This is a genomic window from Streptomyces sp. SN-593 (assembly GCF_016756395.1).
Classification (GTDB): Bacteria; Actinomycetota; Actinomycetes; order Streptomycetales; family Streptomycetaceae; genus Actinacidiphila; species Actinacidiphila reveromycinica.
In genome coordinates, this window is record NZ_AP018365.1 from 6,672,977 (window position 1) to 6,685,800 (window position 12,824).

Here is a 12,824-nt window from a genome sequence, read left to right on the forward strand (position 1 = left end):
AAGGCGCGGGAGGATCGGGGCATGGCGAAATCGTTGGGCGCGCGGCTGCGCGTGGAGCCGGGCGGCGGCCCGGTCGACCTGTCGGCGTACGACCCGCACGGCACCCCCGGCGGCCCGAAGGACAAGAAGCACGGCCTCGCCGAGATCGAGCGGATGCGGCCGAGGCTCGCCGCGCTCCAGGAGCGGCTGTTCGCGCAGAGCGCCGTCGGGGGCGACCGGCGCCGGGTGCTGCTGGTCCTCCAGGGCATGGACACCTCCGGGAAGGGCGGCACCGTCAAGCACGTCGTGTCCGGGCTGAACCCGGCCGGTCTGCGGGTGCGGGCGTTCAAGGCGCCCACCGAGGAGGAGCGGCGCCACGACTTCCTGTGGCGGGTCCGCGCCGCGCTGCCGCGGGCCGGGGAGATCGGGGTCTTCGACCGCTCGCACTACGAGGACGTGCTGATCGTCCGGGTCCACGACATGGTGCCCCGGTCGGTCTGGAGCCGCCGCTACGCCGCCATCAACCGCTTCGAGCGCTCGCTCGCCGACAGCGGGGTGACCGTGCTCAAGGTCTTCCTGCACATCAGCCCGGAGGAGCAGCGCGCCCGGCTGCTGGAGCGACTCGAACGGCCGGACAAGCACTGGAAGTTCAGCCCCACCGACGTGGCCGAGCGCGAGCGCTGGCCGGACTACCGGACGGCGTACGAGGTGGCGCTCCGGCGCTGCTCGACCGAGGCCGCGCCCTGGTACGTGGTGCCGGCCGACCGCAAGTGGTACCGCAACTGGGCCGTCAGCCGACTGCTGCTGGAGCACCTGGAACGGATCGACCCGGCCTACCCGCAGCCGGAGCTGGACGTGGCGAAGTACCGCGCGCGGCTGCTCGCCACCTGAGCCGCGGGTGGCCGCCCGGCCCGGCGCCCGGCCCGGATCAGCCCGAGCAGGCGGTGCGCTGCGCCTCCTGCCAGGCACAGACCGGGCAGAGGGTCGCGCCCTTGGTGCTGTTGGGGAACTCGGTGGGCTCCCCGCACAGCACGCAGTCGGCGCGGGGCTCCGCAGAAGCCTCCGCGGTGGCCGTCGCGTCCGCTGCGGCCGTCGCGGCGGGTTCGTCGGGGGAATCGCTCACCCGTCCACCGTACCCGGCGCGGACACGGCGTCGCGGGCGCGCAGCACGGCCGCACCGCGCGGCGGGAGCTGGACGGCCGGGCCGGGCAGGATGCGGCAGGCGGGGCGGGCCAGCAGGACGTCGCAGGGCGTGTTGAGCGGGATGCGCGCGGGGGAGTCCGAGAAGTTCACCAGCACCCGGAACGGCCCGCGGGCGATCCGCAGGGTGCGGCCGCCGGCGGTGGCCGTCACGGTGTCCAACCGGGGCGAGGCGAGCTCCGGTTCGGCCCGCCGCAGCGCGATCAGCGCCCGGTACCACTCCAGCAGCTCGCGGTGGCCGGAGGCGCCGGGCTCCGTCCAGTCCAGGCAGGAGCGGTTCCGGGTGGCCGGGTCCTGCGGGTCGGGCACGTCCTCCTCGGCCCAGCCGTGCTCGGCGAACTCCCGCCGCCGCCCCCGGGTGATGGCCGCGGCCAGCTCCGGGTCGTCGTGGTCGGTGAAGAACTGCCAGGGCGTGGCGGCCCCCCACTCCTCGCCCATGAACAGCATCGGCGTGAACGGCGAGGTGAGCACCAGCGCCGCCGCGGTGCCGAGCTGCTCCGGGGTCAGCCGGTCGCCGGTCGCGCGGTTGCCGACCTGGTCGTGGGTCTGGGCGTAGCCGAGCAGCCGGTGCGCGGGCACCGTGGACGGGCCCAGCGGGCGGCCGTGGTGGCGGCCGCGGAAGGACGACCAGGTGCCGTCGTGGAAGAAGCCGCGGGTCAGCACCTTGGCGAGCGCGGCGGGCCCCGCCGCGGCGAAGTCGCCGTAGTAGCCCTGCGCTTCGCCGGTGACCGCGGTGTGCAGGGCGTGGTGGAAGTCGTCGTTCCACTGCGCGTGCAGCCCCAGGCCGCCGGCCTCGCGCGGCGCGGTGGTGCGCGGGTCGTTCAGGTCGGACTCGGCGATCAGGAACAGCGGGCGGCCGAGCGCGGCCGACAGCCCGTCCACCGCCGTGGACAGCTCCTCCAGGAAGTGCAGCGCGCGGGTGTCGACCAGCGCGTGCACCGCGTCCAGCCGCAGCCCGTCGAGGCGGTAGTCGCGCAGCCAGGCCAGCGCGCCGCCGATCAGGAAGTCCCGCACCTCGTCCGAGCCGGGCGCGTCGAGGTTGACCGCGTCGCCCCAGGGGGTGTGGTGGCGGTCGGTGAAGTACGGCCCGAAGGGCGGCAGATGGTTGCCCGACGGGCCGAGGTGGTTGTGCACCACGTCCAGGACGACGCCCAGGCCGTGGCAGTGCGCCGCGTCGATGAAGCGCTTCATCGCCTCGGGACCGCCGTACGGCTCGTGCACCGCCCACAGCGAGACGCCTTCGTACCCCCAGCCGTTGGTGCCCGGGAAGGGGCAGACCGGCATCAGCTCGACATGGGTGATGCCGAGCCTGGCCAGGTGCGGCAGCCGCTCGACGGCCGCGTCGAAGGTGCCCTCGGGGGTGAAGGTGCCGACGTGCAGTTCGTAGAGCACCGCGCCCGGCAGGCCGCGCCCGGGCCACGGCGACGTCCAGCCGAAGGCGTCCTGGTCGACGACCGCGCTCGGGCCGTCCGGGCCGTCCGGCTGCCGCCGCGAGCGCGGGTCGGGCAGCGGCTCCCCGCCGTCGAGCCGGTACGCGTAGCGGCTGCCGTGCCCGGCCGCGGCGTCCACCCGCCACCAGCCGGCGCGCGCGGGGTCGGGCCCCATCGCGTACGGCTGCCCGTCGACCAGCGCCTCCACCTGGCGGGCGCCGGGCGCCCACACCTCGAACAGCACGCAACGGCTCCCGTCCGGCCGGAGCGTCACCGGCCCCGGCTCGTCGTCTTCCCTGCCCCGCCGGTCACACGGGGGCCCGGCCGGTGGGCCGGGCCCCGCGTGACCGGTCCGGCGGGTCCGTCGCTCCACGGCCCGCCGGACAGGCTCCAGGGCAGATGCATGCCCGCGGAGCGCCCCGTCTAGACGAAGTCCACCCGTTCCTGGGTGATCGGGTAGCCGGCGCGGGCGAAGGCGCGGGCCATCGGGAAGTTCGGCTGGTCGGTGGCCGCCGCGATCTCGGTGGCACCGAGGTCCACCAGGTCGCGGCCGCACTCGGCCAGCAGGTCGTAGGCGTAGCCGCGGCCGCGCTGCTCGGGGACGACCGCGACGAAGCCGACGCAGTGCGTCCTCGTGTTGCGCGCCGGGACGTGCAGGCCGACGAGGTCGCCCTGAGGGGTGAAGGCGACGCGCCGCCAGTCGTCGGGGGAGGGCATCCAGGACAGGATGCCGAGCGTGTCGTCGAGCGCGGCGTCCAGGCCCTCCGCGTCGAGCTTGTGCCGGTCGTGGGCGTCGAGCGTGCCGGACATGGTCCGGGCCATCACCGCGCGGAAGGCGGCGTCGTCCGGCTCGGGCCGGTACACCAGCCGGCCGGTGCGGGCCGGCAACGGGCCGTGGTCGGCGGTCCAGGTGTAGCGGTAGCGCTCCACGAGGCGGCGCATCCCGGCGGCCTCCAGCGCCGCCGCGCGCACCCGCTCGGCGGCCCGCAGCGCGGCCTGCTCGCGCCAGCCGGGCGGCAGCAGCAGGCTGTGCTCGGCCCTCAGCCGCGCGGCCCGCAGCAGGGCGACCGCGGCCTCCTGCTCGCCGTCGGCGACGTCGAACCAGTCGAGCGCCACCGGTGCGGTGTCGTCGGGCTGTGCCCACCACGCGGCGCGGGCCACCGGGGTGCCGTCGCGCAGCGCGACCCACGACCACTCCGGTCGGTACGGGCCGCCGGCGTCCAGCAGCGCGAAGTCCTCCCCGAGCAGGGCGCGGCCGAGCCGCTCCGCGACGGGGAGTGAGGTGAACAGGGCGGACTCGCCCGCGGTGAGCGGGCGGAGTACCAGATCGGACATGTGCGTCCTTCGGGAGTCAGCGGTGCGCTCCCGAAGAGGTCACGGACGTCCGGCGGACGGGCGGGAGCACGGGTCGGTGGTCCTCGGCATCGCTCTCGCCTCCTCTTCCTGGTCCTGGCCGGACGTGTCCGCCGAGCGTAGCCCGCCCGCGCCCGCGGCGCCCACCGCTTTTCCGGCCGGGCGGGGCCGTGCGACGGCCGGGCCGGGGCGGCCGGTCGCGGCGGGGCGTACGGCGCGGCCGAGGCGGGCGCCGACCGGGCGCGCGGGGGTTTTGGCGAAGGGGGCGCGAGGTCCCGGGACCCGCGGCCCCGGGGTGGCCCGGGGGCCGACGGATCGGCGGACTCGGCGGCGGTCGGAAGATCAGCGCGCCAGCAGGTCGCGCAGCGCGGCGGCCACCTCGGCCGGGGCCTGCTCCGCCATGAAGTGACCCCAGTCGACGGTGGTGTGCACCAGGTCGTCGGCCCACGCGCTCCACAGCGCCCGGGCGTCGTAGCCGAGCGCGGCGCCCCAGTCCTGCTGGAGCACGGAGACCGGCATCCGCAGCCGGTTGCCCGCGTCGCGGTCCGCCTGGTCGTGCACGACGTCGATCCCGGCGGAGGCGCGGTAGTCCGCGACGATCGACGGGACCGCGGCGCGGCAGGCGTCGAGGTAGGAGGCGCGCACGTCCGCCGGGACGGCGGCGGGGTCGGCCGCCCACGCGTCGAGGAAGTGCCCGAAGAACGCGTCCGAGGCGCCGGCGATCATCTGCTCGGGCAGGCCCGGCGGCTGCGCCATCAGGTAGAGGTGGAAGCCCACGGCGGCCGAGGTGCCGTGCATCGCCGCCCACATGTCGAGCGTGGGCAGTACGTCCAGGCAGGCCACGTGGGTGACCGCGGTCGGGTGGTCGAGCCCGGCCCGGAACGCGACCAGCGCGCCCCGGTCGTGCCCGGCCAGCGCGAACCGCTCGTGGCCGAGCGCCCGGGCGAGCGCGACCGTGTCGGCGGCCATCATGCGCTTGCCGTACGCGGTCCCGTCCGGGTCCGCGGGCTTGTCGCTCGCGCCGTAGCCGCGCAGGTCGGGGCAGATCACGGTGTGGTCCGCGGCGAGGTCGGCGGCGACGTGCCGCCACATCAGGTGCGTCTGCGGGAAGCCGTGCAGCAGTACGACGGGGCTGCCGCTGCCGCCGACCGCCACGTTCAGGGTGACGTCCTCGGCGACCTCGACGCGCCGCTGTGCGAAGTCCGGGATGGTCGGTGCCATGGTGTGTGCTTCTCTCTCGTGTCGGTCCTGCTCGATCCGCTGACAGGTCGAGCCTCGCGCGCCCGGATCAGCAACCGGTCAGCAAGCGACCGGTGACCCCGGGGGAGTCCGGCCGGCGGTGCCACACGAGCCCGGCCGGCGATGCCACACGAGTCCGGCCGGCGGTGCGGCCCGAGCCCGGCCGGCGGCCGATCGGTGGTGCGCCCGGCGGTCGATCGGTGGCCCGGGCACAGGGCCCGGGCACGGCACGAGCGGCGTCGCCCGCGCCGCCTTCCGGGGGCGCCCCCTCCGGTCCGGTGCCCTGCGGTGGCGGCGCCGGGTTTCGGTGCCACAGGTGCGGGAGGCCGGCACCCCGGGGACGTAGCGTGGGGGGATGGCGGAGGTGGCGTTCTCGGTGCTCGGGGCCGTCGTGGCGGAACGGGACGGGGAACGGGTGCCGCTGCGGGGGCCGCGGCACGCGGCCGTGGTCGGGCGGCTGCTGGTGGCCCGGCGGCGGGTGGTGCCGGTACGGCGGCTGGTCGCGGACCTGTGGGAGGAGGAGCCGCCCGCGGGGGCCGTGGGCGCCCTACAGACGTTCGTGGCGGCGCTGCGCAAGGCGTTGGAGCCGGAGCGGCCCCCGCGGGCGCCGGCGCGGCTGCTGGTGACCGAGGGCCCCGGGTACGCGCTGCGGGCGCGGGCCGACGCGGTGGACGCCTGGCGGTTCGAGGCGGCGCTGACGGAGGCCGCCGGCCTGCCGCCCGGGCCGGCGCTGGAACGGCTGGACGAAGCGCTCGGCCTGTGGCGCGGCCCCGCCTACGCCGACTTCGCCGACGCCCGGTGGGCCCGCGCCGAACGCGCCCGGCTCGCCGAACTCCGTCTCCAGGCCGAGGAGCGCAGGGCCGGGGCCAGGCTCGCGCTGGGGTCGGCCGCGGAGGCGGTGCCGGACCTGGACGCGCACCTCGCCGACCACCCGTGGCGCGAGGACGCGTGGCGGCTGCTCGCGCTGGCGCTGTACCGCACCGGCCGCCAAGGCGACGCGCTGGCGGTGCTGCGGCGGGCACGCGCCGTCCTCGTCGACCGGTTGGGGGTGGACCCGGGGCCGCGGCTGCGCCGGCTGGAGGCGGAGATCCTGGCCCAGGACCCGCACCTGGACCTTCCGGAGCCACCGGAGCCACCGGGGGTGCCTGGGGTGCCCGGGGCGGCGGGCACGGATCGGCCCCCCGGTCCCTCGGGTCCCTCCGGCACGCCCGGCACGGTCGCCGACCGGCTGTGGCGGCAGGCGGCCGCGGAGTACGACCGCACGGTCGGCGGCGGCGCCAGGGCCCGGCTGGAGTCGACCGTCGGCCTGATCCGGAACCTCGCGGTGACCGGGGGCGGCGGACTCGAAGCCGCCCGGCGGCACCGCCTCGCGGCGATCACCGCGGCGGAGGAACTGGGCGACCCCCGGCTGACCACCCGGGTCATCGGCGGCTACGACGTCCCCGCGATCTGGACCCGCGGCGACGACCCCGAGGCGGCCGGCCGGATCGTCGCGGCGGCCGAGCGGACCCTCGCCGCGTTGCCCCCCGACCCGGCCGGCGGCGCCGGCGCCGGGTACGACGCCGCGCGCTGCCGCCTGCTCGCCACCATCGCGGTGGAGATGCGCGGCACCCGCGATCCGCGGGGCCCGGAGGCGGCCCGCGCGGCCGAGGAGGCCGCGCGGGCGACGGACGACCCCGCGCTGCTCGTGTACGCGCTCAACGGCGTGTTCATGCAGTCCTGCACCCGCGCCGGCCTCGCACCGCGCCGGGACGCGGTCGGCGCCGAACTGGTCGCGCTCGCCGCCCGGCACGACCTGCCCACCTTCGAGGTGCTCGGGCACCTCATCCGGATGCAGGCGGGGGCGGCCCGTGCCGACTTCTCCGCCGCCGACGCGCACGCCGCGGCGGCGGACGGCCTGGCCGAGCGGCACGAACTGCCGCTGGTCGGGGTCTTCACCGAGTGGTACGCGGCGCTGCGGCTCGCCGCCGCCGGGCACACGGCCGGGGCCGGGGCCGCCTACCGGGCCGCCGACGCCCGTCTCGCGGGCGCGGGCATGCCGGGAGTGCGCCGTGGTCTGCTGCCGCTGGCGCTGCTCGGTCTGCACCTCGACCGGGGTGCCGGGGGCGGCGCCGGGGGCACCGCCGGGGCCGTCACGGCCGCCGCCGAGCGGGCGGACCCCGGGGCGGACTGGGGGCCGTACCGTCCCTGGGCCGAGCCGTTCCTCCTGCTGGGCGCGCGCCGCCGCGCCGATGCCCGAGAGGCGCTGCGCGCGCTGCCCGAGCCACCCGCCGACCTCACCTACGAGGCGTTGTGCTGCCTGCAAGCCGCTCTCGCCGCGGAGTTGGGCGATCAGCCCGCCCTGCGCCAGGCCCGGACCCGCCTGCTTCCCGCCGCGGGTGAGCTGGCAGGCGCGGGGAGCGGCATGTTCACGGTCGGCCCGGTGGATCGCTATCTGGGAAGGGCGGGCTGAGGGTCGGGTCGGGCGTGGGCGGCGGGGTGGCCTGTGCTCGTCCTGCGCCGGACCCCGCGCCGGGTCCGGGTCCGGGTCCCGGTTCAGGTTCGAGTCCGGGTTCGGGGGAGGGCGGGCCTTTCACGGTGGGTGGGGCGGTTCGCTGTCCGGAGGGCGGGTCGAGGGCCGGGTGCGGCGCTCCCCGGGGGCTACTCGCGGGTGAGCAGCGCCACCGGGGAGGAGGCGAGGAGGGCCGTGAGCCGGGCCTCGCCTTCGTGCACGCCGCCGCCGAGGCGGTCGCGCCAGCGGCCCGGGGGGAGGGGCAGCGTGCTGTCGCGCCAGCCGCCGGCCTCGGCCAGCCGGAGGGACAGCCGGGTCACCGCGGTCAGTGCCCCGCCGCCGCGGACGAAGGCGACGCAGTGCGCGGACGCCGGGCCCCGGGCGGTCAGCGGCGCGTAGTCCGCCCCCGGGCCGTACCACTCGGGGTGGTCGCGGCGCAGCCGCAGCGCCGCGGAGGTCAGCCGCAGCTTCACCTCGTCGGCGTCCCGAGGCGCGGCACCCTCCGAGACCCGCGCCAGGGCGCGCTCGGCGCCGGTCCTGACCCGCCCCGGCTCGGGCTCGTCGAGCGGCCCTCGGTTGTCGGGGTCCACCAGGGTGAAGACCGGGAACTCGGTGCCCTGGTAGACGTCGGGCACCCCCGGCATCGTCAGGTGCAGCAGCGCCGCGCCGAGCGCGTTCGCGGTGGCGTACGGCTCCAGCGCGGCGGCGAAGGCGCGCACGTCCGGCTGCCGCACCCCGCACGGCCCCTGCCGGACGAATTCGGCGACCGCCGCTTCGTACGCCTCGTCCTGTTCGGTCCAGGTGGTGCGCAGGCCGGCCTCGCGCACGGACTTCAGGGCGGCGGGCACCAGCCGGTCGGCGGAGCAGGAGGAGCCGAGCCCGACGGCGGTCTGGTAGACGGTGTACTCGGTGTGCCGGTCCGGCGCGGCCGCGCTTCCCGGACCGTCGGGCCCGGCGGGCGGCGGTCCGGAGGCCAGCCACTCCCGCCAGGCGTCGGGCCGCTCGGTGAGCACCGCGAGCCGCAGCCGCAGGTCACCGCCGCGCTTGGTGTCGTGGGTGGACAGCACCGTGCCGGTGGCGGGCCGGGTGCGCTGCCGCCGCGCGCAGAAGGCGTGGAAGTCCTCGGGGGGCAGCGCCGGCGTCCCCGGGCTGCGGCCGACCTCGCACAGCGGCAGCAGCGGGCCGTAGCGGTAGAACGCGGCGTCCTCCACGGACTTGGCGTGCAGCGCGGAGGCGACCTGCGGGAAGCGGACGGCGAAGTCGTCGGCGTCGGGGCCCGGGGCGCAGCCGGCGGCACCTGGGCGCCCCAGCGCGAGGTCGCGGAGCACGGCGAGCGCGGGGGCCAGGCGCGGGCCGCACTCCTCGGCCGCCTCCCGCGCGGCGCGGGCCAGCACGGCGTCGTCCGTGCCGGACGCCGGGGCGCCGGGCCTGACGTAGGTCCGGTAGACGGGCACGCGCACCAGCAGCGCGCGCAGCGCCTCCGCGAGCGCCTCCGGCGCGTACGGCGCCGGGTAAGGGGCGGCGTCCTGGCGGTCGGGCCCTCCCTGCGCCGCCGCGCGGTCCTCCTCCTCGACGGGCGCCGCCTGTCCGGCCCGCCGGGCCCGGTCCGCGCTCCGCACCAGGCGGGAGACCTCCGCGGCCAGGTCCCGCTCCACCACGCCGTCCGCGGCCCGGCGCACCGTCGGCTCCCACCGGCCGCCCTCGTCCGCCGGCACCCCGGTGAACGCCCGGTAGAAGTCCGCCACCTGCGCCGCGCCGACCGGGTCGGTGAACAGCCCGTCGATCCAGTCGAGCGCGTCGTACCCCGTGGTGCCCGCGCACCGCCAGTCCGGGGGCAGCTCCTCGCCGCGCCGGAGGATCTTCTCCACCACCGTCCAGCGGCCCCCGCTCGCCCGCTCCAGCAGCCGCAGGTAGCCCGCCGGGTCGGCCAGCCCGTCCGGGTGGTCGATCCGCAGGCCGTCCGCCACGCCCTCCCGCAGCAGCCGCAGCACCGTCGCGTGGGTCGCCTCGAACACCTCCGGGCGCTCGACGCGGACCGCGATCAGGTCGGAGATGGTGAAGAACCGGCGGTAGTTGAGGTCGGTGCGCGCCGTGCGCCAGTACGCCAGCTCGTAGTGCTGCGCGGCCACCAGTTCGGGCAGCGGCAGGTCCTCGGTGCCCGGCCGCAGCGGGAAGCGGTGCTCGTAGTACGCCAGTACCCTGCCGCCCGACCCCGACCCCGACCTGGAAGCGGAGCCGTCGTCCGACCCCGACCCCGACCCGGAAGCGGAGCCGTCGTCCGACCCCGAACCGTCCGCGGGCCCGGCGGCCCCGTCCGTGCCCTCCCGCCCGGCGCGCTTGTCCGCCACCACCGCGAGCGCGCCCAGCACGTCCGGCAGCGGCTCGCCGAGCACCGGGAGCAGGACCCGCCCGCCCCGCGCGTCCCAGTCGATGTCGAACCAGTCGGCGTACCGCGAGCCGGGGCCGTCGCGCAGCACCTCCCACAGCGGGCCGTTGAGGTGCTCGGGCGCCGGCACGGCCATGTGGTTGGGCACCACGTCCAGCACCAGGCCCATGCCGTGCGCCCGGGCGCGCGCGGACAGCTCCCGCAGCCCCTGCTCGCCGCCCAGCTCCGCCCGCACCCGCGCGTGGTCCACCACGTCGTAGCCATGCGTCGAGCCGGGCACCGCCTCCAGCACCGGCGACAGGTGCAGATGGGTGACGCCGAGCGCGGCCAGGTACGGGACCCGGGCCGCCGCGTCGGCGAAGGTGAAGCGCGGTTGCAGCTGGAGCCGGTAGGTCGAGGCGGGCACCGGGGAGGCCGGTGCGGGGACCGCGGGAGGTGCCGGGAAAACCGTCATGCGGTCTTCTCTACCCCGGATCGGCCGAACAGGCGCGCCGGGCCGCCGCGTGCGCCCCGCGGGCCGCCGCGTGCCGCCCGAAAGCCGCCCCGCGCCGCCCCACCGGGCCCCGCGCGCGCCGACGGCTCAGTCGGCCGGCCGCTGGAGCACCACGATGCTGCGGTCGGCCAGCAGCAGCCGGTCCCCGCCCCCGATCCTCTCCCCCGCGCCCGGGGGCACCCCGTCCGGACGCTCGGTGTCCACCACGAGCTGCCACTCCTTGCCGTGGTTGACCGGGAGCACGAACTCCAGGGGGCGCGGCGCCGCGTTGAACAGCAGCAGGAACGAGTCGTCGGTGATCGGCTCCCCGCGCGGGCCGGGTTCGGAGATCGCGTTGCCGTTCAGGAACACCACCAGCGACCTGGCGTGGGCCGCCTGCCAGTCCCGCTGCGTCATCTCCCGCCCGTCCGGGGTGAACCAGGCGATGTCCGACAGCTCGTCGTGGGTGCCCTGCACCGGCCGGCCGTGGAAGAAGCGGCGGCGCCGGAAGACCGGGTGGTCGCGGCGCAGCCACACCATCGTCTTGACGAACTCGTGGAGCTTCAGCGCCTCGTTGTCGGCCGCCCCGCTGCCGGCCTTCCCGGGCCAGCCGATCCACGCCAGCTCGTTGTCCTGGCAGTAGACGTTGTTGTTGCCGCGCTGGGTGCGGCCGAACTCGTCGCCGTGGCTGAGCATCGGCACGCCCTGGGAGAGCATCAGGGTGGCCACGAAGTTCCGCATCTGGCGCAGCCGCAGCGCCTGCACGGCCGGCTCCTCGGCCGGACCCTCGACGCCGCAGTTCCACGACCGGTTGTGGCTCTCGCCGTCCCGGTTGCCCTCCCCGTTGGCGTCGTTGTGCTTGTCGTTGTACGACACCAGGTCGCGCAGCGTGAAGCCGTCGTGGCAGGTGACGAAGTTGATCGAGGCGAGCGGGCGGCGGCCGTCGTCCTGGTAGAGGTCGGAGGACCCGGTCAGCCGGGAGCCGAACTCCGCCAGGGTGGCGCTCTCGCCGCGCCACAGGTCCCGCACCGTGTCGCGGAACTTGCCGTTCCACTCCGTCCACAGCGGCGGGAAGTTGCCGACCTGGTAGCCGCCCTCGCCGACGTCCCACGGCTCGGCGATCAGCTTCACCTGGGAGACCACCGGGTCCTGCTGGACCAGGTCGAAGAAGGACGACAGCCGGTCCACCTCGTGGAACTGCCGGGCGAGCGTGGCCGCGAGGTCGAACCGGAACCCGTCGACGTGCATCTCGGTCACCCAGTAGCGCAGGCTGTCCATGATGAGCTGGAGCACGTGCGGGCTGCGCATCAGCAGGCTGTTGCCGGTGCCGGTGGTGTCCGTGTAGTAGCGCTTGTCGCCGCCGAGCCGGTAGTACGACGCGTTGTCCAGGCCGCGCAGCGACAGCGTGGGGCCCAGGTGGCTGCCCTCGGCGGTGTGGTTGTAGACCACGTCGAGGATCACCTCGATGCCCGCGCGGTGCAGGGCGCGCACCGCCGTCTTGAACTCCAGCACCTGCTGGCCGCGGTCGCCCAGGGACGAGTAGCCGTTGTGCGGGGCGAAGAACCCGATGGTGTTGTAGCCCCAGTAGTTGGCGAGCCCGGCGTCGGCCAGCCGGTGGTCCTGGATGAACTGGTGCACCGGCATCAGTTCGAGGGTGGTGACCCCGAGTTCGACGAGGTGGCTGATCACCGACGGGTGCGCGAGCGCCGCGTAGGTGCCGCGGATCTCCTCCGGCAGCCCGGGGTGGGTCATCGTCAGGCCCTTGACGTGGGCCTCGTAGATGATCGTCTTGTGGTAGTCGATGCGCGGCGGGCGGTCGTCGGCCCAGTCGAAGTACGGGTTGACCACCACGGAGGACATCGTGTGCGGGGCGGAGTCCAGGTCGTTGCGGGAGTCCGGCTGCCCGAACCGGTAGCCGTAGACCGCCTCGTCCCAGTCGATCCCGCCGCTCATCGCCTTGGCGTACGGGTCCAGCAGCAGCTTCGCCGAGTTGCAGCGGTGGCCGCGCGCCGGGTCGTAGGGGCCGTGCACGCGGAAGCCGTAGCGCTGGCCGGGCATCACCCCCGGCAGGTAGGCGTGGCGGACGAAGGCGTCCGCCTCGCGCAGCTCCACCGCCGTCTCGGAGCCGTCGTCGTGCAGGAGGCACAGCTCGATCCTCGTGGCGACCTCCGAGAACACGGCGAAGTTGGTGCCCGCGCCGTCGTAGGTGGCACCGAGCGGGTACGACTGACCCGGCCAGACTTGCATGTGAGGACTCTTCCGCTCCGGGGACCG

At 76.3% G+C, this 12,824-nt stretch carries 8 protein-coding genes; 2 read left to right on the forward strand and 6 right to left on the reverse strand.

The window, feature by feature from the left end:
• The first annotated feature begins 21 nt into the window (after positions 1 to 21).
• Positions 22 to 870, forward strand: a complete 849-nt coding sequence (locus RVR_RS28595; RefSeq protein WP_202236795.1) for a polyphosphate kinase 2 family protein — start codon at positions 22 to 24, stop codon at positions 868 to 870.
• 37 nt (positions 871 to 907) lie between these two features.
• Here the strand turns inward: RVR_RS28595 and RVR_RS28600 are convergent, their stop codons facing one another.
• The 4 genes from RVR_RS28600 to RVR_RS28615 all read right to left on the reverse strand — a co-directional run bounded on the left by RVR_RS28600 (position 908) and on the right by RVR_RS28615 (position 5,183).
• A complete protein-coding gene (locus tag RVR_RS28600; RefSeq protein ID WP_202239711.1) occupies positions 908 to 1,102 on the reverse strand; it encodes a hypothetical protein in 195 nt (64 codons plus the stop codon).
• Complete coding sequence (gene treZ, locus RVR_RS28605) at positions 1,099 to 2,853, reverse strand: malto-oligosyltrehalose trehalohydrolase (RefSeq protein ID WP_202236796.1); 1,755 nt, start codon at positions 2,851 to 2,853, stop codon at positions 1,099 to 1,101. The genes RVR_RS28600 and treZ overlap by 4 nt, the downstream gene beginning before the upstream one ends.
• A 179-nt stretch (positions 2,854 to 3,032) precedes the next feature.
• Positions 3,033 to 3,944 (reverse strand): GNAT family N-acetyltransferase, encoded by a 912-nt coding sequence (locus RVR_RS28610; protein ID WP_202236797.1) that lies wholly within the window; start codon positions 3,942 to 3,944, stop codon positions 3,033 to 3,035.
• A gap of 360 nt (positions 3,945 to 4,304) precedes the next feature.
• The gene (locus RVR_RS28615; protein WP_202236798.1) at positions 4,305 to 5,183 is read right to left on the reverse strand and encodes an alpha/beta fold hydrolase; all 879 of its coding nucleotides are present in this window, start codon (positions 5,181 to 5,183) and stop codon (positions 4,305 to 4,307) included.
• Positions 5,184 to 5,556: 373 nt separating this feature from the next.
• On the opposite strand from RVR_RS28615, the gene RVR_RS28620 reads away from it, so the two are divergent.
• On the forward strand, positions 5,557 to 7,653 hold the full coding sequence (locus RVR_RS28620; RefSeq protein WP_202236799.1) for an AfsR/SARP family transcriptional regulator: 2,097 nt from the start codon (positions 5,557 to 5,559) through the stop codon (positions 7,651 to 7,653).
• Positions 7,654 to 7,841: 188 nt separating this feature from the next.
• Here the strand turns inward: RVR_RS28620 and treY are convergent, their stop codons facing one another.
• Positions 7,842 to 10,532 carry a malto-oligosyltrehalose synthase gene (gene treY, locus RVR_RS28625; protein ID WP_202236800.1) on the reverse strand — a complete coding sequence of 897 codons (2,691 nt, stop codon included), beginning with the start codon at positions 10,530 to 10,532 and terminating at the stop codon, positions 7,842 to 7,844.
• Between the two features lie 126 nt (positions 10,533 to 10,658).
• The gene (glgX, locus tag RVR_RS28630) at positions 10,659 to 12,797 is read right to left on the reverse strand and encodes a glycogen debranching protein GlgX (protein WP_202236801.1); all 2,139 of its coding nucleotides are present in this window, start codon (positions 12,795 to 12,797) and stop codon (positions 10,659 to 10,661) included.
• Between the last annotated feature and the right edge of the window lie 27 nt (positions 12,798 to 12,824).